Origin of the sequence: Streptomyces sp. S063, assembly GCF_002832675.1 — a bacterium.
Classification (GTDB): Bacteria; Actinomycetota; Actinomycetes; order Streptomycetales; family Streptomycetaceae; genus Streptomyces; species Streptomyces sindenensis.
This window is the reverse complement of sequence record NZ_CP021707.1, coordinates 678,002-696,910: the sequence shown is the minus strand read 5'-3', so window position 1 is coordinate 696,910 and position 18,909 is coordinate 678,002. Positions and strand designations below refer to the sequence as shown.

Annotated in this window: 19 protein-coding genes and 3 pseudogenes; 11 read left to right on the top strand and 11 right to left on the bottom strand. The window is 72.5% G+C overall.

The window, feature by feature from the left end; translation table 11 throughout:
- Positions 1 to 49 precede the first annotated feature (49 nt).
- From CCZ36_RS03070 to bioB, 5 genes are all read right to left on the bottom strand, one after another.
- Positions 50 to 490, bottom strand: coding sequence for a GNAT family N-acetyltransferase (locus tag CCZ36_RS03070; RefSeq protein WP_128816984.1), 441 nt, complete (start codon positions 488 to 490; stop codon positions 50 to 52).
- Positions 491 to 611: 121 nt separating this feature from the next.
- Positions 612 to 1,295, bottom strand: a complete 684-nt coding sequence (locus CCZ36_RS03065; protein ID WP_069742505.1) for a class I SAM-dependent methyltransferase — start codon at positions 1,293 to 1,295, stop codon at positions 612 to 614.
- 144 nt (positions 1,296 to 1,439) lie between these two features.
- Positions 1,440 to 2,138 carry a dethiobiotin synthase gene (bioD, locus tag CCZ36_RS03060; protein ID WP_069736139.1) on the bottom strand — a complete coding sequence of 233 codons (699 nt, stop codon included), beginning with the start codon at positions 2,136 to 2,138 and terminating at the stop codon, positions 1,440 to 1,442.
- A gap of 6 nt (positions 2,139 to 2,144) precedes the next feature.
- Entirely contained in the window at positions 2,145 to 3,524 is a 1,380-nt protein-coding gene (locus CCZ36_RS03055; protein WP_206515708.1) for an adenosylmethionine--8-amino-7-oxononanoate transaminase, read from the bottom strand.
- Complete coding sequence (gene bioB / locus CCZ36_RS03050; protein WP_128816983.1) at positions 3,517 to 4,773, bottom strand: biotin synthase BioB; 1,257 nt, start codon at positions 4,771 to 4,773, stop codon at positions 3,517 to 3,519. Before bioB ends, CCZ36_RS03055 begins: the two co-directional genes overlap by 8 nt.
- Positions 4,774 to 4,921: 148 nt before the next feature.
- Here bioB and CCZ36_RS03045 point away from each other — a divergent pair, with 148 nt between their 5' ends.
- Positions 4,922 to 6,082: an 8-amino-7-oxononanoate synthase gene (locus CCZ36_RS03045; protein ID WP_128816982.1), complete on the top strand. Its 1,161-nt coding sequence runs from the start codon at positions 4,922 to 4,924 to the stop codon at positions 6,080 to 6,082.
- Here the strand turns inward: CCZ36_RS03045 and CCZ36_RS03040 are convergent.
- The gene (locus CCZ36_RS03040; RefSeq protein WP_128816981.1) at positions 6,075 to 6,350 is read right to left on the bottom strand and encodes a DUF397 domain-containing protein; all 276 of its coding nucleotides are present in this window, start codon (positions 6,348 to 6,350) and stop codon (positions 6,075 to 6,077) included. The two genes, CCZ36_RS03045 and CCZ36_RS03040, sit on opposite strands and share 8 nt — an antisense overlap.
- 10 nt (positions 6,351 to 6,360) lie before the next feature.
- Positions 6,361 to 7,227: a helix-turn-helix domain-containing protein gene (locus CCZ36_RS03035; RefSeq protein ID WP_128816980.1), complete on the bottom strand. Its 867-nt coding sequence runs from the start codon at positions 7,225 to 7,227 to the stop codon at positions 6,361 to 6,363.
- A gap of 235 nt (positions 7,228 to 7,462) precedes the next feature.
- Between CCZ36_RS03035 and CCZ36_RS03030 the strand changes: the two genes are divergently transcribed.
- Positions 7,463 to 7,894, top strand: coding sequence for an ATP-binding protein (locus tag CCZ36_RS03030; protein ID WP_128816979.1), 432 nt, complete (start codon positions 7,463 to 7,465; stop codon positions 7,892 to 7,894).
- Positions 7,895 to 7,939: 45 nt separating this feature from the next.
- Here CCZ36_RS03030 and CCZ36_RS03025 read toward each other — a convergent pair whose 3' ends face one another.
- The gene (locus tag CCZ36_RS03025; protein WP_069736144.1) at positions 7,940 to 8,881 is read right to left on the bottom strand and encodes a LysR family transcriptional regulator; all 942 of its coding nucleotides are present in this window, start codon (positions 8,879 to 8,881) and stop codon (positions 7,940 to 7,942) included.
- 74 nt (positions 8,882 to 8,955) lie between these two features.
- Between CCZ36_RS03025 and CCZ36_RS03020 the strand changes: the two genes are divergently transcribed.
- On the top strand, positions 8,956 to 9,612 hold the full coding sequence (locus tag CCZ36_RS03020) for a LysE family translocator (RefSeq protein WP_069736145.1): 657 nt from the start codon (positions 8,956 to 8,958) through the stop codon (positions 9,610 to 9,612).
- 81 nt (positions 9,613 to 9,693) lie between these two features.
- Here the strand turns inward: CCZ36_RS03020 and CCZ36_RS03015 are convergent.
- The 3 genes and pseudogenes from CCZ36_RS03015 to CCZ36_RS03005 form a co-directional block, all read right to left on the bottom strand.
- Positions 9,694 to 10,166, bottom strand: a pseudogene (locus CCZ36_RS03015) (C40 family peptidase).
- A 572-nt stretch (positions 10,167 to 10,738) separates the two neighbouring features.
- Positions 10,739 to 11,059: a hypothetical protein gene (locus CCZ36_RS03010; RefSeq protein ID WP_069736147.1), complete on the bottom strand. Its 321-nt coding sequence runs from the start codon at positions 11,057 to 11,059 to the stop codon at positions 10,739 to 10,741.
- 52 nt (positions 11,060 to 11,111) lie between these two features.
- Complete coding sequence (locus CCZ36_RS03005; protein ID WP_069736148.1) at positions 11,112 to 11,717, bottom strand: ATP-dependent Clp protease proteolytic subunit; 606 nt, start codon at positions 11,715 to 11,717, stop codon at positions 11,112 to 11,114.
- 92 nt (positions 11,718 to 11,809) lie between these two features.
- Here CCZ36_RS03005 and CCZ36_RS03000 point away from each other — a divergent pair, with 92 nt between their 5' ends.
- From CCZ36_RS03000 to CCZ36_RS02955, 8 genes and pseudogenes are all read left to right on the top strand, one after another.
- Positions 11,810 to 12,130 carry a type II toxin-antitoxin system Phd/YefM family antitoxin gene (locus tag CCZ36_RS03000; RefSeq protein ID WP_069736149.1) on the top strand — a complete coding sequence of 107 codons (321 nt, stop codon included), beginning with the start codon at positions 11,810 to 11,812 and terminating at the stop codon, positions 12,128 to 12,130.
- A 480-nt stretch (positions 12,131 to 12,610) separates the two neighbouring features.
- Positions 12,611 to 12,913, top strand: a complete 303-nt coding sequence (locus tag CCZ36_RS02985) for an urease subunit gamma (protein ID WP_069736150.1) — start codon at positions 12,611 to 12,613, stop codon at positions 12,911 to 12,913.
- Positions 12,914 to 12,926: 13 nt separating this feature from the next.
- Positions 12,927 to 13,238 (top strand): urease subunit beta, encoded by a 312-nt coding sequence (locus CCZ36_RS02980; RefSeq protein ID WP_069736151.1) that lies wholly within the window; start codon positions 12,927 to 12,929, stop codon positions 13,236 to 13,238.
- Positions 13,231 to 14,950, top strand: a pseudogene (locus CCZ36_RS02975) (urease subunit alpha). The gene CCZ36_RS02980 and the pseudogene CCZ36_RS02975 overlap by 8 nt, the downstream one beginning before the upstream one ends.
- Before the next feature lie 15 nt (positions 14,951 to 14,965).
- On the top strand, positions 14,966 to 15,628 hold the full coding sequence (locus CCZ36_RS02970) for an urease accessory protein UreF (RefSeq protein WP_128816978.1): 663 nt from the start codon (positions 14,966 to 14,968) through the stop codon (positions 15,626 to 15,628).
- 61 nt (positions 15,629 to 15,689) lie between these two features.
- A complete protein-coding gene (gene ureG, locus CCZ36_RS02965; RefSeq protein ID WP_128816977.1) occupies positions 15,690 to 16,367 on the top strand; it encodes an urease accessory protein UreG in 678 nt (225 codons plus the stop codon).
- Positions 16,364 to 17,173, top strand: a complete 810-nt coding sequence (locus CCZ36_RS02960) for an urease accessory protein UreD (protein WP_128816976.1) — start codon at positions 16,364 to 16,366, stop codon at positions 17,171 to 17,173. Before ureG ends, CCZ36_RS02960 begins: the two co-directional genes overlap by 4 nt.
- 153 nt (positions 17,174 to 17,326) lie before the next feature.
- A pseudogene (locus CCZ36_RS02955) lies at positions 17,327 to 18,909 on the top strand (alpha/beta hydrolase).

Here is an 18,909-nt window from a genome sequence, read left to right as displayed (position 1 = left end):
GAGCATGTCATCGTAGGCGTCTGCCCAGTGGGAGCCGCCTCCTACCGCGTCAGTCCGTCAGGTGCTTCACCCAGCGGCTCCACTGCGGCTCGGGCGCGTACCCCGCCGCGCGCCACGCGTGGTGGGCCGAGGCGTTGCGGTCGAGGACCATGGCGTCGGCGCGCCGCCCGCCCAGCGCGGTGAACCGTCCCTCCGCCGCCGCGAGGAGGGCGCTCCCCACGCCTCGGCGCCGCTGGTCCGGATGGACCGCGAGGCGGTAGAGATGGCAGCGCCAGCCGTCGAAGCCCGCGATGACGGTGCCGACCAGCCTCCCGTCCCGCTCGGCCAGGATCAATGCCTCGGGGTCCCGTTCCACCAGGCGGGCGACCCCGTCCCCGTCGTCGCTGATGCTGGTGCCCTCGGCGGCCACCTTCCAGAAGGCGAGGACCCCGTCCAGGTCGGCCGGGGTCGCGGACCGTATCGACAGCGAAAGATCGTTCATGCCGGCCATCCCACCATCCGCGGCGCCGGGGCGTCGATCGCATTCCGTACGGCGGTCGCACGCTCCCCGTCCGCCGGGGAGCCCGGCCCGGGGGTGAAGGCGCCCCGTCGCCTCAGCCCCCGTCCTGCGCTCAGCCCCCGTCCTCCGCGAACGGCTTGCGGGCCACGCCCAGGACACAGGGCGACGAGGGCGCCTGGAGGCCCGTCTCCGGAATGCGCAGCCTGCGGTACGTGCCCAGCTCGAAGCCCGCAGCCTCGATCGCGGCCAGAGGGTCCCGGGCCGTGTGACAGCCGCCGAAGAGCAGCGGCCACAGGGTCCGGTCGGCCACCCGCTGTGCCGTCGCCAGCGCCCGTCCCCGCGCCAGCCCGTGCTCGAAGAACCGCAGTTCGCCGCCGGGCCGCAGGACCCGCTCGATCTCCGCGAGCGCCCGGGGCAGATCCCGTACCGTGCACAGGACCAGCGACGCCACCGCCCCGTCGAACGCCTCGCTCTTGACCGGAAGCGCCTCGGCCGCCCCCGGCACCACGTCCACCGGCACCTCGGCGCGCAGGGCGGAGCGGACCGCCAGCTGCCGCAGCGAGCGTTCCGGTTCCAGCGCCACGACCTCCGAGACGGCGCCGGGATAGTGGGCGAAGTTCAGCCCGTTTCCCGCACCGATCTCGATGACCCGGCCGGAGAGCCCCGACAGCAGCTCCTCGCGGTACGCGGCGACGCCGCCCCGGAGATCGGCGGCCACGCTGAACCGGGCGTAGAAGCGGGCGAAGACCGGGTGATGCACGGCGTCCCGGGGGAGCTTCCTGCTGCGCAGCTGCATGACGGACCTCCGATACGGAGCGGGCGTGAGGCTCCTGGGGCCTGTCCGGCCATCCCCGTCAGCCGAGAACAGGCCCTCGACGATTCTCCCCCGGATCGCCTCGGAATAGCCCCCGGAGCGCCCCGGGACATCCGGCCCGGTGCCTCAGCGCCGCCCCGGGGTCCAGCTCCCGCCCAGCTCCGGAGCGAGCCACCGCTCCGCGCCCGCCGCGAAGTCCGCGCCCGGCAGCGCACCCGCTCCGGCCGGTACCGCGCCGAGCAGCGGCGCACCCGCCGCCACCGGCAGGTCCTCGATGTTGCACCGGGACGCGAGGTCCGGGTCCGCCGGCATGCTGCCGATCACCACACCCCGGCAGCCGAGACCCCGGTTCCGCAGCGCCTCGGCCGTCAACGCGGTGGCGTTCAGCGTGCCCAGCCCCGCGGGGGCCACCACCAGCACCGGCGCGGACAGCAGCCGGGCCGCGTCCGCGAGGGTGCCGCCCTCGTCGTCGAACCGCACGAGCAGTCCGCCCGCACCCTCCACCAGCACGAGGTCGTGCTCGGTGGCCAGCTTCTGAGCCGTCTCGGCGACCTCGAACGGGCGTACCGGCGCGAGCCCCGCCCGCCGGGCGGCCGTGGCGGGGGCCAGCGGTTCCGGGAACCGGGCCAGTTCGACCGCCGTCACATGGCTTCCCGCCAGGCGGGCGACCTCGGCCGCGTCGCCCGGCTCCCCGGGGGCCAGCCCGGTCTGGGCGGGCTTGAGCACCGCGACCCGGCGGTCCCGCGCGGCGGCCGCCACCGCGGCGGTCACCACGGTCTTGCCGATCTCCGTGCCCGTACCGGACACCACCAGAATCGTCGACATATCGCCTCAGCCCTCCCGTGCCGCGGCACACACGGCCCGGCAGATCCGGGCCACGTCCTCGTCGCCCGTGACGTACGGCGGCATCGTGTAGACGAGATCGCGGAACGGCCGCAGCCACACGCCCTCGCGCGCGGCCGCACGCGTCGCCGCCGCCATGTCCACCTCGTGGTCGAGCTGGACGACCCCGATCGCCCCGAGGACCCGTACGTCCACCACGCCCGCGAGCTCCGCGGCGGGAGCGAGCCCGGAGCGCAGCCCCGCGCCGATCCGCGCGACCTCGCCCGCCCAGTCCTGCCCGAGCAGCAGGTCCACCGAGGCCGAGGCCACCGAGGCGGCCAGCGGGTTGCCCATGAACGTCGGCCCGTGCGCCAGCACCGGCACCTCACCGCTGGAGATGCCCTCGGCCACCCGGGTGGTGCACAGCGTCGCCGCCATCGTGAGATAACCACCGGTCAGCGCCTTGCCGAGGCACATGACGTCCGGCGAGATCCCGGCGTGATCGGCGGCGAACAGCTTGCCCGTACGCCCGAAACCGGTCGCGATCTCATCGAGGACCAGCAGCACGTCGTGCTCGTCGCACGCCTCGCGCAGCACCCGCAGATAGGCGGGGGAGTGGAACCGCATCCCGCCGGCCCCCTGCACCACCGGCTCCACGACGACCGCCGCCAACTCCTCGGCGTGCGCGGCGATCAGCTCCCGCAGATGTGCGACGTACCCGGCATCCGGCTCCGCGTCGAAACCGTCCGGCGGGACGTCGGCGAAGACCTGTCGGGGGAGGGAGCCCGACCACAGCCCGTGCATCCCGCCCTCCGGATCGCACACGGACATCGGCTGCCAGGTGTCCCCGTGGTAGCCCCCGCGCCAGGTCAACAGCCGGCGCTTGGCCGGACGGCCCGCCGAACGCCAGTACTGCAGGCACATCTTGACCGCGACCTCGACCGACACGGACCCCGAGTCGGCCAGGAAGACATGCCGGAGCGGTCCGGGGGTGATCTCCACCAGCCGGGTCGCCAGCCGGACGGCGGGCTCGTGCGTGAGCCCGCCGAACATCACATGGCTCATCCGGTCCAGCTGGCCGCGTGCGGCCTCGTTGAGGACCGGGTGGTTGTAGCCGTGCACCGCCGACCACCAGGACGACATGCCGTCCACCAACTCGCGCTGCCCCTCGACGGGTTCGGCGAGCCGGAGCCGTACCCCGGACGCCGACTCGACGATCAGCGGCTCCTGGCGGCCGGGCATCGGACCGTACGGGTGCCAGACGTGCGCGCGGTCGAGCGCCCGCAGTTCGTCGGGGGCGTACGGTTTCGGCGCGGCGGGTCCGGAGTGCGCACCGCGTCCAGGGCGTGCGGACGGCTGGGGGAGTGCGGGGGCGTACGGCTCAGGCATTGGGGGCGAGATCCGTTCCCGCACCGCGCCGGCGCACCGCCACCAGATCCGTACGCGGCGCGCCGTTCGCCTCCGAAGGCGCGGCCGGAGCGTCCGCGTCGGCGACCGCCGCCGGTTCCTGCTCCTCGTGGCCACCGCACGGTCCGCAGCCACCACCGCCCCCGTGCGAACCGCAGCCCGCGGGCTCCTGGGTCCCGCACCCGGCGGGCTCGGCGGACGTACCGCAGCCGCCGCCCAGCGCGTCGGCCCGGTGGCGCGGCAGCGTCGTCGTGCCCGCGCCCTCCACCTCGAAACCGGCGTCCGCGATCATGTCCAGGTCGGCCTGACCGGCCTGGCCCTCACTCGTCAGGTAGTCGCCCAGGAAGATCGAGTTGACCAGGTGCAGTGCCAGCGGCTGCATCGAGCGCAGGTGCACCTCACGGCCGCCCGCCAGCCGCACCTCGACGTCCGGACAGACGAACCGGACCATCGCCAGGATGCGCAGGCAGCGCTGCGGGGTGAGGTTCCACTCCTTGGCGAGCGGCGTCCCCTCGAACGGGATCAGGAAGTTCACCGGTACCGAGTCGGGGTCCAGATCGCGCAGCGCGAACACCACGTCGACCAGGTCCTTGTCGCTCTCGCCCATCCCGGCGATCAGCCCGGAACACGCCGAGAGCCCGGCGGCCTGGGCCTGCTGCACGGTCTCCACCCGGTCCGCGTAGGTGTGGGTGGTGGTGATCGCCCCGTACGTCTCCTCGGACGTGTTCAGGTTGTGGTTGTACGCGTCGGCGCCCGCCGTACGCAGCCGGTCGGCCTGGCCGTCGGAGAGCAGACCGAGACAGGCGCAGACCTCGATGCCCTCGTTCTCCTCCTTGATGGCCTCGATGGTCTTGGTGACCCGGTCCACGTCCCGGTCCGTGGGGCCGCGTCCGCTCGCCACCAGACAGACCCGCTTCGCGCCGCCCGCGACCCCGGCGGCGGCGGCCTTGGACGCCTCCTCCGGCTTCAGCCAGGTGTACTTGAGGATTCCGGCCTTCGAGCCGAGCCGCTGCGAACAGTAGGAGCAGTCCTCGGGGCAGAGCCCGGATTTCAGGTTGACCAGATAGTTGAGCTTGACGCGCCGCCCGAACCACTGACGGCGCACCTTCCCGGCGGCGGCCACCACGTCGAGCAGCTCGTCGTCGGAGGTCGCCAGTACGGCGAGCGCTTCTTCACGGGTCGGCAGTTCGCGCCGCAGCCCCTTGTCCACCAGCGTGTTCAGCAGGTCCATGAAAGATGATCCTGGCGTACGGCACCGCCTCCAGCCAAGGAGGAACCAGACAGGAGAGCCGGGCGGGGGTGTGTGTATTGCCACACCCTGACCTGCTGCGCACCCGGCTAGGGTCTGTGGGCTGCCTACAAAGACAGGGACCCGCCCCATGTCCTTCGCCCCGTTCGACTGGATCGACGCCGAGGCCCGCCACCGGGCCGCCGCCGGACTCGTACGCACCCTGCGTCCGCGCGACGCCGAGCCGGAGCTGCTGGACCTCGCGAGCAACGACTACCTGGGCCTCACCCGGCACCCGGAGGTCACCGCCGCCGCGGCCGCCGCCGCCCACCGCTGGGGAGCGGGCGCCACCGGCTCCCGGCTGGTCACCGGCTCCACCGCCCTGCACGCCGAACTCGAACGGGAGCTGGCCGCGTTCTGCGGGTTCGAGGCGGCCCTCGTGCTCTCCTCCGGGTACGCGGCCAACCTCGCCGCGCTGACCGCGCTGTCCGGGCGCGGCTCCCTCATCGTCTCCGACGCGGGCAACCACGCCTCGATCGTGGACGGCTGCCGGCTCTCCCGCGCCGGGACCGCCGTCGCCCCTCACGCGGACCCGGATGCGGTCGCCAAGGCGTTCGGCGCCCATGACGGGCGGGCCCTCGCCGTCACCGACTCGGTCTTCTCCGTCGACGGCGACGCGGCCCCGCTCCGGGCCCTGGCCGAGGTCTGCCGCTCCGCGAACGCCGCCCTGCTGGTCGACGACGCCCACGGCCTCGGCGTCCTCGGCGACGGCGGACGAGGAGCGCTCGCGGCGGCCGGACTGGCGGGCGGTGACGGGATCGTGGCCACCCTCACCCTGTCCAAGTCGCTGGGCAGTCAGGGCGGAGCGGTCCTCGGGCCCGCCCGGGTCATCGACCACCTGGTCAACACGGCCCGGACGTTCATCTTCGACACCGGACTCGCCCCGGCGGCCGTCGGCGGCGCGCTCGGCGCCCTCGGCGTGCTCCGGCGGGAACCTGAACGGGCCGCCCGCGCCCGCGAGGTGGCCACCGCGCTGTACACGCGGCTCACCGCCGCCGGGCTGGAGGCGGTCCGGCCCGACGCGGCCGTCGTCTCCGTCCGGGCCCCGTCGGCGGAGACGGCGGTGCGCTGGGCGGCCGACTGCCGCACGGCCGGAATGGCGGTCGGCTGCTTCCGCCCGCCGTCGGTTCCGGACGGCATCTCCCGGCTGCGGCTCACCGCGCGCGCCGACCTGACCGAGGAACAGATCACGACCGCGGTGGCCACGATCGCCGCCACCGCTCCCCGGCAGGCGGACGCCGACGTCAGCTGAGGTGCCGTGGACGGGCTCCGTCCGGACCGAGCCCGTCCACGAACGCGGTCCAGGCCGCCGCCGAGAACCGCAGCGGCGTCCGGCCCACGTCCTTGGAGTCGCGTACGGCGAGGAGCGCGCCGCGAAGACGTGCTGTCTCCACGCAGTTGTTCATCCCGGTCGACCGGCTGCTGCGCCGCCACTGAAGGGCGGACGGCGCCGTGGACGGCGGTCGCGTCGATGGCGGCGGTGGCGTTGGTGCGTCGGGCAGTGCGTGTCGGTCTGACATGGCGGCCCCCTCAGCTGCGTCTGAAGCTACGTCCGATCTCGTTCATGAGGTCCAGCGAGCGTTCGGGCGACAGCGCGTGCGCCTGCAAGGTACGGAAGGCCGAGCTGTACGCCTCAAGGTCTTCTCTCCGCTCCAGATAGAGGCTACTCGTCAAGTGGTCAAGAACGACCACATCCAGGTCAGAAATGTTCGGAAAGGAGAAGATGACGAAAGGGCCGGTGAGTCCGACGTACCCGCCCACCGAGAACGGCAGCAACTGCATTTGCACGTGCGGCAGTTGCGCCACCTGGGTCAGATGCTCCAACTGATCCCGCATCACCTCCGGTCCGCCCACCTCGCGATGGAGCACCGCCTCGTCCAGAACCGCCGTGAACCGCAGCGGCGGGCTCGCGCGCAGCACCCGCTGGCGGGTCAGCCGGACCTCGACCAGCGAGTCGAGCCGGCCGTCCGGTAACCCGTCCAGCGAGGCACGGGTCACGGCACGGGCGTACCCGGCGGTCTGGAGCAGCCCCGGCACCACCGAGGTCTCCAGCGTCCGGACCGTGCTGGCCTGCGACTCCAGGCTGATGAAGTCGCGGTACTGCGGCGGGATCAGCCCCCGGTACGCGTGCCACCAGCCCGAGCCGCCACCGCCCGCCGATCCCGCGAGGACTTCGAGCAGGGAGCGCAGCTGGGGGTCGCACACCGCGTAGACGTCCAGCAGCCGCGACACGTCCGCGGGGGTCACCCCGCTCGCGCCGGTCTCGATGCGGCTCACCTTCGACTGATGCCAGCCGAGCAGCCGCGCCGCCTCCCGGCTGGTCATCCCGGAGGTGTGACGCAGGCTCCGCAGCTCCTCACCGAGCTTGCGCCGCCGGACGACGGGGCCGTGCAGCATGCCGGTCTCCTTACGCTGTCGGGAGGGGCCGAACCGTCGCCGGGGCCGGCCCGCAGAGGGGCCAGTGTGCCGTCAGTCCACGCCGTACGGGTCCCGAATTCACCGCTTCGAGCGACAGATATATGCATATCTTGGCCGAACGCCGTTACAGGGAGCTGCATCAATGGCACTCTGGCGCGAAGCACAATCCCGGCCGGCCGTCGGTCGCCCGGGGCGGGAAAGGGGCGGTGTCGCCATGGCGGACCATCAGGAAGCAACCGTCACTCTGCCGAGCGATCCGGTCTCGGTCTCCGCGGCCCGCAGACATGTCGCAAGGACTCTGGCCGAATGGGGCCTGCCCGACGACAGCGAGTTCGCCGACACGATCCGGCTGATCGTCTCGGAGCTGGCCACCAACGCCGTGCAGCACACGTTCGGTCAGTCGCCCACCTTCACCGTGGACCTGCGCCTCGAACGCGACGAGGAGCTGTATCTCGGCGTCACGGACAGTCACCCCCGGTGGCCCCAGAAACTGCCCGCCGCCGTACGGCAGGACAACGGCCGGGGCATGGTCATCATCCGGATGCTGGCCAAGGAACGCGGTGGACGGCTCCAGGTCACCCCGACCGCCGAGGGCGGCAAGACGGTCTGGATCGCGCTGCCCTGGGTCGTCACGGTCCAGAACTGACTGCCGGGCCGGATCCTGCCGGGCTGACCCGCTCGGGCGACCGGGTCAGCCCGCCGGGGCCCGGTTCGCCCCCGGGGCCGTGCCCCCGCGGCCGAAACCGCTGCGCAGCAGCGCGAGCAGCGTCGCGGCGGCCGCGCTCGACCGGTCGCCCCGGTGCACCACCGAGATCGTCCGGCGGAACGACGCCGGTTCCAGCCGGCGTACGGACAGCGGTGCCGCCGCCATCGAGGCGACCATCTCCGGCACCACCGCCACCCCGATCCCCGCGCTGACCAGCGCGCACACCACCGCGTATCCGGGTGACTCGCAGATCACCGCAGGCGTCGCCCCCACCTCCGCGAGGGCGTTCTCGACCCCGCGCCGGGGCGGATGGGTCGGCGCGCTGCTGATCAACGGCCGCCCCGCCAGCTCACCGACCGGCAGCCGCCCGGTGCCCTCGGCGAGCCGGTGCCCCACCGACGTGACCAGCACCAGCTCCTCGACCAGGAGGGGGTCGACGAACACGCCCGCCGGCGGAGGCCCGACCGCTCCCGGTTCATAGGCATGGGTCAGGGCGAGGTCCACCTCGCCCGCGGCCACGGCGGCGATCCCGCCGGGCGGTTCGTGGTCGGCGACGGCCAGCTCCACCTCGGGGTGGGCCCGCCGGAAGGCGCTCAGAACGGGCGGCAACAGATGGATCCCGGCCGTCGTGAACGTCCCCACCCGCAGTCTGCCGCCCGAGAGCCCGGCAAGGCGTGCCAGCTCGTGCCGCGCCTGGTCCAGCTCGTCCAGGACCCGGCGGGCGCGGCCCGCCAGCAGCTCGCCCGCCGCCGTCAGCCGCGCCCCGCGATGGTGGCGTACCAGCAGCGCCGCCCCCGCCTCCCGCTCCAGCTTGGCCAGCTGCTGCGAGAGCGCGGGCGCGGTGTAGCCGAGCCGGGCGGCGGCGCGGGTGATCGATCCGGCCTCCGCGACCGCCACGAGCGCCATGAGCCGTGTCGGGTCGTACATGAAAGCGTTCCTTTAGGCAGACCCAGAAGATTGCAAGTACACGCTAAAGGCTCCGCAGGTCCAAGGTGGACCCCATGGACGCACAACTCATCGCCTTCACGGGGGTCGCCGCCGGTATGGTCGCGCTCCCCGGCGCCGACTTCACCGTCGTCGTACGCAACGCCCTGGCCTCCCGCACCGCGGGCCTGGCCTCGGCGGTCGGCGTCGCCGGGGGACTGCTCGTGCACACCGCGCTCGCGGTCGCCGGACTCGCCGCGGTGCTGGTGACGATGCCCGTGCTCTTCCGCACCGTCCAACTGCTCGGCGGTGCTTACGTCCTCTACCTCGGGCTCAGCGCGCTGTACGCGATCCGCCGCCGAGCGCGGGACGGCTCGGGCCCGCCTTCCGATGCCCCGGAGGGCGAGCCCGAGCGGCCGGCTCCCAGGGAGTTCGGGCGCGCGCTGCGCCAGGGGTTCCTGACGAACGCGCTCAACCCGAAGGCCCCGGTGCTCTTCCTCAGCCTGCTGCCGCAGTTCGTGCCCGACGGTCAGCCGCCGCTGCCCAGGACCCTGCTGCTCGCGGCCCTGGTCGTGGTGCTGGCGCTGATCTGGTTCCCGGCCGTCGCCCTGCTGGTGGACCGGCTGGGCCGGTGGCTGCGCCGCCCGCGTACCGCCCGCGCCATCGAGGGCGGCAGCGGGGTGGCGCTCACCGGACTGGGACTCGCCCTGGTCACCGGCCCGCTGCTGCGCTGAGACCGGCGCGCGACAGGGGCGGTGCCCGCAAGGAAAGGCGGCAGGTGCGGCGCCGCAAGGAAAGAGCGTCCGGTCGGTGGGTCAGCGGACCCGTCCGTACCAGACGCTCTTGGACCAGATTTTCGCCAGTCGCACCACGTCCCCCGATTTGGGGGAGTGCCAGATCTTCCCGGACCCGGCGTAGATGCCCACGTGGTAGACGCTGCGCCCCGAATGGAAGAAGACGAGGTCGCCGCGTTTACGCTGCGACTTCGCGATATGGCGGGTCTTGTTGTACTGCTGCTGGGCCGTGCGGGGGAGCTTCTTGCCGGCCTTCTTGAACGAGTAGAGCGTCAGCCCCGAACAGTCGAAGCGGCTGGGCCCGCCGCTCCGTACTTATAGGGAGCCCCCTTCTTCGACGCGGCGACCTTCAGGGCCTTCGTCGAGTGGGCGGTGGCGGCCTCGGCATCGCTCACCAGACCGGGTGCCAGCATCGAGGACGTCACGGCCAGGGTGAGCGCCGAAGCCGTACCGACCCGGGCGAAAAGAGACGGGACATGAACCTGCGCAGACATGCGCAACCCTTCGTCAGCCGCCTGTGAAGGATGACCTGTCGGGTTCGGGCTGGCGAAGTTGCCCGGCCGCGTCGCGGCTTCACCCCGAGGGCTTCCCGGTCTCCCGGTCGGCCCGTTGTGCTCGGGTCCTCCACTCCTGCCGATCCACTTCTGTCGACCAGTCATCCGGGCGGCGGCAGGACTCGGCGTCCGCCCGGACCGCCCCGCCGCGGCGGCGGGGGCTTGTCGTCCCACGGATCTTGACGCACTCCGTGCCGGATTTCCGAGCTGAAACGGCCATTTGTGAGTCTCCTCACCACTGATCCATTCAGGTGGACAGGCCGGATTCGCGCCCACCCGCGAGCCGGGCGCACCCCTCTCGTACCAGGGACGAAAGGACGTATTTCGAGGAGGGGCCGCGCGGTTGACGCAAGTTGAGCCGTCGCTCGCACGGGTGATCGCCTACGCCGAACGAGCGAGAAGAATTGATCGAGGGTTCGGGCGTGTCGTGCGACGGGTCGACCGGTCCGCTCCCGTAAAGCGCTCCCGGCGCGCGGGGCGGGTCGGTCCGCTGTGGGTCAGTCCGCTGTGGGTCAGTTCACCGGCGGCCGGTTCGCCGGCGGAGGCATCGCGACCCGGCCCGCCCGGCGCTCCCCGTCCAGGACGCGCAGGGCCCGGGCCAGGGTGGCGGAGTGCAGCCGTGATTCGCCGCGCTCGTGCATCAGGACCAGGGCGTCGCGCAGGGCGGCCGCCCCGGAGGCCAGTGCCTGGGCGGCCCGCAGTGCGCTGTAGGTGTCGCCGCCGTGCGCGGGGTTGATCCGGCCCACCTGGTCGAGCACGGCCAGATAGCAGTCGATGAACTCGCCCTCGGCGCGGGTCAGTGCGGGCAGGGGCGGGAACTCGGTTGGCTCCATCGGCGTTTCACCTCGCGTCGTACGGCGCCGGTCGTGCGGCGGCCGGGGTGGGTCAGCGGTTCTCCACGACGTGGTCGACCAACCCGTAGGCAAGGGCGGCCTTCGCGTCGAGGATGGTGTCGCGCTCGATGTCGGCGGTGATCTGCTCCGCGGTCCGGCCCGTGTGCCGGACCAGCATGGCCGCGAACATCTCGCGGGTGCGCACCAGTTCGCGCGCGTGGATCTCCAGGTCGGACGGCTGGCCCCGCATCGGCTCCTCCAGTGCGGGCTGCTGAATGACTACCCGCGCGCCGGGCAGCGCATGTCGCCGCCCGTGAGCCCCGGCCGCCAGCAGAGCCGCCGCGTAGGAGCCCGCCTGCCCCAGGCAGAAGGTCTCCACCTCGCAGGTCAGGAAGCGCATCGTGTCGTAGACCGCCGCCATCGCCTGGAACGAACCGCCGGGCGAGTTGATGTACAGCGACACGGGCCGGTCCGGGTCCGCGTGCTCCAGATACATGAGCTGGGCGATGAGATCGCTCGCGGCGGTGTCGTCGATCGGGCTGCCGAGGAAGACGATCCGCTCGGACAGCAGCTTGGAGTACGGGTCCTGCGTCCGGGTCCCGGTCGCGGTGCGCTCGGTGAACTCGGGAAGGACGTAGCGGGCGGCGGGGCGGATCATGGCGTGCCTCTCTCCTGGAGCTGACCGTCCGTCTGGGCGTCCCGCCATCCGTCAAAAATGTACAGGACGTACAGAAGGTTATGATGGTGACTATGGCCTACGAGATTCCGGTGACGCAAGCACGGGCGGAGCTCGCCGAACTGATCAACCGCGTCGTCTACGGCGGTGAGCGCGTCGTGGTGACACGGCACGGCAAGCCGCTCGTCGCGCTGGTTTCCGCCGCTGACCTGCAACGACTCGAAGCGGAGGAATCCGCGGCCGAGGAGCAGGTGATCAGCTCGGTCTCCTCGATCGGCTCCGCGCCATCCGCTCAGGGCGAACGGCGCAGGTTCGGCATCGCCGCCGAGCACCGCCCCCACGACGGCAATGGCAACGGCGGTGGCAAGGGCGACGGCAACGGCCGGAGCCTCTGACGCTCCACCGGCCCTGAGGCTCCACCGGCCCCGACCGCGACAGCGCGAAGCCGGCAGCACCGCCGTCGGCCCGAGAAACGACCACAGTGCGAGCGTCAGGAGGGGGCCGCCCGCCGCGCTCCCGTCGAAGAACGCGGCCGAGCGGAGCAGAGAAGCGCCCGCGCCCAGCGCACAGCCGCGCGGTATACGACCCGGTCCCCGACCGCGGTTCGGGCGGTGGCCTCGTCGTAGCGGGGCGCAGGCTTCACCGTGCGGGAGGCGTTCTTCGGGGACGTATGCCCCGAGGTGCTGGAGGACGGGTTGCGCGGTCTGATGTCCATCACCCCGCAAAAGATCAGTTAACGCAATGGAAAAACTTCCGCCCTAACGTGCAATGCCTGGTCGCGAGGGGGCCGTCCCCGTTCAACGAGTTGTTGAACGGGGATAGGGTCCCGCTGCGTCCGGAGCCAGGAGCCGGGCGGAAGACGATGAGGTGGAAGCGTGCAACTGACCCCGCACGAGCAGGAGCGTCTGCTCATCCATGTGGCCGCCGACGTGGCCGAGAAGCGCCGCGCGCGCGGGTTGAAGCTCAACCACCCCGAGGCCGTCGCCCTGATCACCGCCCATCTGCTCGAAGGCGCCCGGGACGGCCGCACCGTAGCCGAACTCATGGCATCGGGACGGAAGCTGCTCACCCGGGACGACGTCATGGAAGGCATCCCCGAGATGCTCCACGACGTCCAGGTCGAGGCCACCTTCCCGGACGGCACGAAGCTCGTCACCGTCCACGACCCGATCATCTGACGGGGGAGCGCCGATGATTCCCGGAGAGATCCTGTACGGGGACGGGGACATCCCCCTCAACGAGGGGCGGCCGGTCACCCGCCTCACCGTCCTCAACGCCGCCGACCGCCCCGTCCAGGTCGGCTCCCACTACCACTTCGCCGAGGTCAACCCCGGGCTTCGCTTCGACCGCGCCGCCGCCCACGGCCTGCGGCTCAACATCGCCGCCGGTACGGCGGTCCGCTTCGAACCCGGCATCCCCGCCGACGTCGAACTCGTTCCCCTCGCCGGCCGCCGCGTCGTCCCCGGCCTGCGCGGCGAAACCGGAGGTGCCCTCGATGCCTGACCTCCAGCGAGCCGTGTACGCGGACCTGTTCGGGCCCACGACCGGCGACAGGATCCGGCTCGCCGACACCGATCTGCTCGTCGAGATCGAGGAGGACCGCTCGGGCGGCCCCGGAAACGCGGGCGACGAGGCGGTGTTCGGCGGCGGGAAGGTGATCCGCGAGTCCATGGGCCAGGCCCGCACCACCCGGGCCGAAGGCGCGCCGACACCGTCATCACCGGGGCCGTCGTCATCGACCACTGGGGCATCGTCAAGGCCGACATCGGCATCCGGGACGGCCGGATCACCGGCATCGGCAAGGCCGGGAACCCGGACACCATGGACGGTGTCCACCCCGACCTGGTGATCGGGCCGGAGACCGAGGTCATCGCGGGCAACGGGAAGCTGCTCACGGCCGGTGCGGTCGACGCCCACGTCCACTTCATCTCACCCACTCTCGTCGACCAGGCGCTCTCCAGCGGCATCACCACCCTCGTCGGCGGCGGCACCGGCCCCGCCGAAGGCACCAAGGCCACCACCGTCACCCCCGGCCCCTGGCATCTGGCGCGGATGTTCGAGGCGCTGGAGACCTTCCCCGTCAACATCGGGCTGCTCGGCAAGGGCAACACGATGTCGCAGGACGCCATGTACTCCCAACTGCGCGGCGGAGCGCTGGGATTCAAGATCCACGAGGACTGGGGCGCCACGCCCGCCGTCATCGACGCCTGTCTCACCGTCTGCGAGCGGACCGGCGCCCAGCTCGCCATCCACACGGACACCCTCAACGAGGCCGGGTTCGTCGCCGACACCCTCGCCGCCATCGCCGGCCGGACGATCCACGCGTACCACACCGAGGGGGCGGGCGGCGGCACGCGCCCGACATCATCAGCGTGGTCTCCGAGCCGTACGTCCTGCCCAGCTCGACCAACCCCACCCGGCCGCACACCGTCAACACCATCGAGGAACACCTCGACATGCTGATGGTCTGCCACCACCTCAACCCCGCCGTCCCCGAGGACCTGGCGTTCGCCGAGTCCCGGATCCGGCCCTCCACCATTGCGGCCGAGGACATCCTCCACGACCTCGGCGCCATCTCGATCATCTCCTCGGACTCCCAGGCGATGGGACGGATCGGCGAGGTGATCCTGCGGACCTGGCAGACCGCCCACGTCATGAAGAAGCGGCGCGGTGCCCTGCCCGGGGACGGCCGGGCCGACAACCAGCGAGTCCGCCGCTACGTCGCCAAATACACCATCAACCCGGCCGTCGCCCAGGGCATGGGCGACGAGATCGGCTCCGTGGAGACCGGCAAGCTCGCCGACCTCGTGCTCTGGGACCCGGCGTTCTTCGGCGTGAAGCCGCAGACCGTCATCAAGGGAGGCCAGATCGCGTATGCGCAGATGGGTGACGCGAACGCCTCCATCCCGACGCCCCAGCCGGTGATGCCCCGGCCGATGTTCGGCGCGCTGGGCCGGGCGGCGGCCCGGGGCTCCATCAACTTCGTCTCCGCCGCCGCGATCGAGGACGGGCTGCCCGAACGGCTCGCCCTGGACAAGCCGTTCACGCCGATCACCAGCACCCGGGGGGTCACGAAGGCGGACATGCGCGAGAACGACGCCGTGCCCCGTGTCGAGGTCGACCCGGACAGCTTCGCCGTCACCATCGACGGCGACCCGGTCGAACCGGCCCCGGCGGCGGAACTGCCCATGGCCCAGCGTTACTTCCTCTTCTGAGGGCCGGCCGCCGCCATGTCACGCGCAGCTCTCCTCGTTCTCGCCGACGGCCGTTTCCCCGCCGGAGGCCACGCCCACTCCGGTGGCGCCGAACCGGCCGTCGCCGAGGGGCGGATCCGGGACGCCGACTCCCTCGCGGACTTCTGCCGGGGCCGCCTGCACACCGCGGGCCTCACCGCCGCCGCCCTCGCCGCGGCGGCGGCCCACGGCCTCGACCCGCTCGCCCTGGACGAGGCCGCCGACGCCCGTATGCCCTCGCCGGCCCTGCGGGTCACCGCCCGCAAGCTGGGCCGGCAGATGATGCGGGCCGCCCGCGCCACCTGGCCGAGCCCCGAACTGGACGCGCTGGCCACAGCCCGGCCGCGCGGAGCCCACCAGCCCGTCGTCCTCGGGCTCACCGCACGGACGGCGGGCCTCGGCCCCGAGGACGCCGCGCACTGTGTCGCGTACGAGACCGTCAGCGGCCCCGCCACCGCGGTCGTCCGGCTCCTCTCCCTCGACCCCTTCCACGCCACCGCCGTCCTCGCCCGGCTCGCCCCCGAACTGGACCGGGTCGCCGAACAGGCCGCCGAGGCAGCCCGTCGGGGCATCGACGCCCTGCCCGCCGCCTCGGCCCCGCTCCTCGACCTCACCGCCGAGGCGCACGCCGCCTGGCCGGTCCGCCTCTTCGCCTCGTGACCACCCGCCCGGCCACCACCGCCGCGTGAGACCTTCCGCTCGACCACCACAGGGAGCCCCCATGCACCTCGGCCACACCCACGACGGCCCCGCCGCCGTCAGCGCCGACGCCCCCCGCCCCGACGGCACCCGGCGCGCCCTGCGCATCGGCCTCGGCGGTCCTGTCGGCTCCGGCAAGACGGCCACCGTCGCCGCCCTCTGCCGGGAACTGCGCGACCGGCTCTCCATCGCCGTCGTCACCAACGACATCTACACCCGCGAGGACGCCGACTTCCTCCTCAACAACGCCGTCCTGCCGCCCGAGCGGATCCAGGCCGTCGAGACCGGAGCCTGCCCGCACACCGCGATCCGCGACGACATCTCCGCCAACCTCGAAGCGGTCGAGGACCTGGAGGACGCGGTCGGCCCGCTCGACCTGATCCTCGTCGAGTCCGGCGGCGACAACCTCACGGCCACCTTCTCCAAGGGCCTGGTCGACGCGCAGATCTTCGTCATCGACGTCGCGGGCGGCGACGACATCCCGCGTAAGGGCGGCCCCGGCGTCACCACCGCCGATCTCCTCGTCGTCAACAAGACCGACCTCGCCCCGTACGTCGGCTCCGACCTGGAGCGGATGGCCCTGGACGCCAAGAAGCAGCGCGGCGAACTCCCCGTCGCCTTCACGTCGCTGACCTCGGCCGAGGGCGTCGGACCGGTCGCCGACTGGGTGCGGGCCCAGCTCGCCGGCTGGACCGCGTGAGCGTCCACGCGCGGGCCCGGCTCCGCGCCGAGCCCGACGGGCGGGGCGGCACCTCCCTGCCCGTCCTGGAGAGCGACGGGCCGCTCGCCCTGCGCCGCACCCGCTCCCCCCGTTTCCGGTACGCCCGGGTCACCGTGGTGGGCGCGATGAGCGCCCCGCTGAACGGCGACCGCCTCGCCATCGAGGCCGAGGCCGCCGACGGTGCACGCCTCATCGTGGACGCGGCGGCGGCGACGGTAGCCCTCCCGGGCCCACGGCCGGACGCCGACCCGTCCACGTACACGGTGAACCTGGCCGTGGGGGAGGGGGCCGCCCTGCACTGGCTCCCCGACCAGCTCGTCTCCGCCCACGGCAGCCGCCTGCACCAGACGACCCGGGTCCAACTCGCTTCCACCGCACGCCTCCTGCTGCGCGAGGAACAGATCCTCGGCCGCCACGCCGAACCCACCGGCGCCCTCACCACCCGCCTCACCGTCCATCGCGCGGGCGGCCTCCTCCTCGACCAGCAACTGACCTACGGCCCCGACGCCCCCGCCGGCTGGGACGGCTCCGCCGTCCTCGGCGGCCACCGTGCCACCGGCCAACTCCTCCTCGCCGACCCGTCCTTCGAGGACACCCCGCTCCCCGCCCGCCTCCTGGGACCCACTGCCGCCCTCACTCCCCTGGCCGGCCCCGCCGTCCTGGTCACCGCCGTGGCCGCCGACGCCCGCGTGCTGCGCGGGATCCTGGACGACGCGATGCGCGAGCTGCTGGACGGACTCAAGGAAAGCTGCGAGGAAGGCTTCGAGAAAGAGTCCGAGGGCTGAGTCCGCTCAGCGAACTTCCTTCACCGGTTATGGGTTCGGTAAAGAAACAGGTGTACGCCCTGGCCCCAGGTGCCCCGCAGACGAAAGGATCCCCGCGACGTACCGATGACCACGCCGCCCCCTCGGCGGCGGATCGGATGAAGGGGGATTCACGTGAGACGTACGACCGTCCTCGGCTCGGCCGGGGCTCTCGTCGCGGGCACGCTCATAGCGGGGGCCATGGCCGCACCCGCCGCGAGTGCCGGCGGCCGCCACCCCGGCCGGGGCGACGCCGAGGCGCGCGGGGTCGCCGTCGCGGCGCAGCGGGCGGCGAAGGCCGGGATCGACTGGAAGGACTGCCCGAAGGACTGGGGTCTGACCGCCCCCATCCAGTGCGGCTGGGTGACGGTGCCGCTCGACTACGCCAAGCCGAACGGCAAGAAGATCAAGCTGGCCGTCGACCGGCACGTCAGCACCGGCACGAAGCGCGAGCGGCAGGGCGCCCTGCTCTACAACCCGGGCGGGCCCGGCGGTTCGGGGCTGCGGTTCCCCGCCCGGATCACCGCCAAGAACCCGCTCTGGACGAAGACCGCGAAGGCGTACGACTTCGTCGGCTTCGACCCGCGGGGCGTCGGCCACTCGGCCCCGATCTCCTGCGTCGATCCGCAGGAGTTCGTCAAGGCGCCGAAGGCCGACCCGGTCCCCGACAGCGAGGCGGACAAGCTCGCCAAGCGGAAGCTGGCCCGCGAGTACGCCGAGGGGTGTGGTGAGCGCAGTGGTGAGATGCTGCCGCACATGACGACGCCGAACACGGCACGCGACCTGGACGTCATCCGGGCCGCGCTCGGCGAGAAGAAGCTCAACTTCCTCGGCGTCTCCTACGGCACCTACCTGGGCGCCGTCTACGGCACGCTCTTCCCGACCCACGTCCGGCGCATGGTCGTCGACAGCGTGGTCGACCCGTCGCGGAAGAACATCTGGTACCGGGCGAACCTCAACCAGGACATCGCCTTCCAGACGCGCTGGGACGACTGGAAGGCGTGGGTCGCGAAGCACGACGACGTCTACGGCATCGGCGACACCCCGCAGAAGGTCGAGAAGGCCTGGCTGGAGCTGCGGGCCACCGCGAAGAAGAAGCCCATCGGAGGCGTCGTCGGGCCGCCGAGCTCATCGGCTTCTTCCAGGGCGCCCCGTACTACGACTCCGCCTGGGCCCCCACCGCCAAGACCTGGAGCGCCTACCGGGCCGGTGACACCCAGGCGCTGATCGACGCCTCCGCCCCCGACATGAGCGACCTCGCGGGCAACGCCGCCTCCGAGAACGGCAACGCGGTCTATAACGCCGTCGAGTGCGCCGACGCCCCGTGGCCCACCGACTGGCGCACCTGGGACCGGGACAACACCCGGCTCCACGAGAAGTACCCGTTCATGACGTGGGCCAACGCCTGGATGAACCTGCCCTGCGCCACCTGGCCCGCCAAGCAGCAGACCCCGCTGGACGTGAAGACGCGCAAGGGTCTGCCGCCGGTCCTCATCGTGCAGTCCACCCGTGACGCCGCCACCCCGTACGCGGGCGCGGTCGAGCTGCACAAGCGGTTCAAGGGCTCGCGGCTCATCACCGAGAAGGACGCCGGATCCCACGGCGTCACCGGACTGCTCAACCCCTGCGTCAACGAGCGGGTGGACACCTACCTGCTCACCGGGAAGACCGGTCGGCGCGACGTGACGTGCACCCCGCACGCCACGCCGAAGCCGTAG

Excerpts from the sequence above, each read along its gene's own strand:
- CCZ36_RS03070 (WP_128816984.1), bottom strand. The coding sequence starts at position 490 with ATGGCCGGCATGAACGATCTTTCGCTGTCGATACGGTCCGCGACCCCG.
- CCZ36_RS03065 (WP_069742505.1), bottom strand. The coding sequence starts at position 1,295 with ATGCAGCTGCGCAGCAGGAAGCTCCCCCGGGACGCCGTGCATCACCCG.
- bioD (WP_069736139.1), bottom strand. The coding sequence starts at position 2,138 with ATGTCGACGATTCTGGTGGTGTCCGGTACGGGCACGGAGATCGGCAAG.
- CCZ36_RS03055 (WP_206515708.1), bottom strand. The coding sequence starts at position 3,524 with ATGCCTGAGCCGTACGCCCCCGCACTCCCCCAGCCGTCCGCACGCCCT.
- bioB (WP_128816983.1), bottom strand. The coding sequence starts at position 4,773 with ATGGACCTGCTGAACACGCTGGTGGACAAGGGGCTGCGGCGCGAACTG.
- CCZ36_RS03045 (WP_128816982.1), top strand. The coding sequence starts at position 4,922 with ATGTCCTTCGCCCCGTTCGACTGGATCGACGCCGAGGCCCGCCACCGG.
- CCZ36_RS03040 (WP_128816981.1), bottom strand. The coding sequence starts at position 6,350 with ATGTCAGACCGACACGCACTGCCCGACGCACCAACGCCACCGCCGCCA.
- CCZ36_RS03035 (WP_128816980.1), bottom strand. The coding sequence starts at position 7,227 with ATGCTGCACGGCCCCGTCGTCCGGCGGCGCAAGCTCGGTGAGGAGCTG.
- CCZ36_RS03030 (WP_128816979.1), top strand. The coding sequence starts at position 7,463 with ATGGCGGACCATCAGGAAGCAACCGTCACTCTGCCGAGCGATCCGGTC.
- CCZ36_RS03025 (WP_069736144.1), bottom strand. The coding sequence starts at position 8,881 with ATGTACGACCCGACACGGCTCATGGCGCTCGTGGCGGTCGCGGAGGCC.
- CCZ36_RS03020 (WP_069736145.1), top strand. The coding sequence starts at position 8,956 with ATGGACGCACAACTCATCGCCTTCACGGGGGTCGCCGCCGGTATGGTC.
- CCZ36_RS03010 (WP_069736147.1), bottom strand. The coding sequence starts at position 11,059 with ATGGAGCCAACCGAGTTCCCGCCCCTGCCCGCACTGACCCGCGCCGAG.
- CCZ36_RS03005 (WP_069736148.1), bottom strand. The coding sequence starts at position 11,717 with ATGATCCGCCCCGCCGCCCGCTACGTCCTTCCCGAGTTCACCGAGCGC.
- CCZ36_RS03000 (WP_069736149.1), top strand. The coding sequence starts at position 11,810 with ATGGCCTACGAGATTCCGGTGACGCAAGCACGGGCGGAGCTCGCCGAA.
- CCZ36_RS02980 (WP_069736151.1), top strand. The coding sequence starts at position 12,927 with ATGATTCCCGGAGAGATCCTGTACGGGGACGGGGACATCCCCCTCAAC.
- CCZ36_RS02970 (WP_128816978.1), top strand. The coding sequence starts at position 14,966 with ATGTCACGCGCAGCTCTCCTCGTTCTCGCCGACGGCCGTTTCCCCGCC.
- ureG (WP_128816977.1), top strand. The coding sequence starts at position 15,690 with ATGCACCTCGGCCACACCCACGACGGCCCCGCCGCCGTCAGCGCCGAC.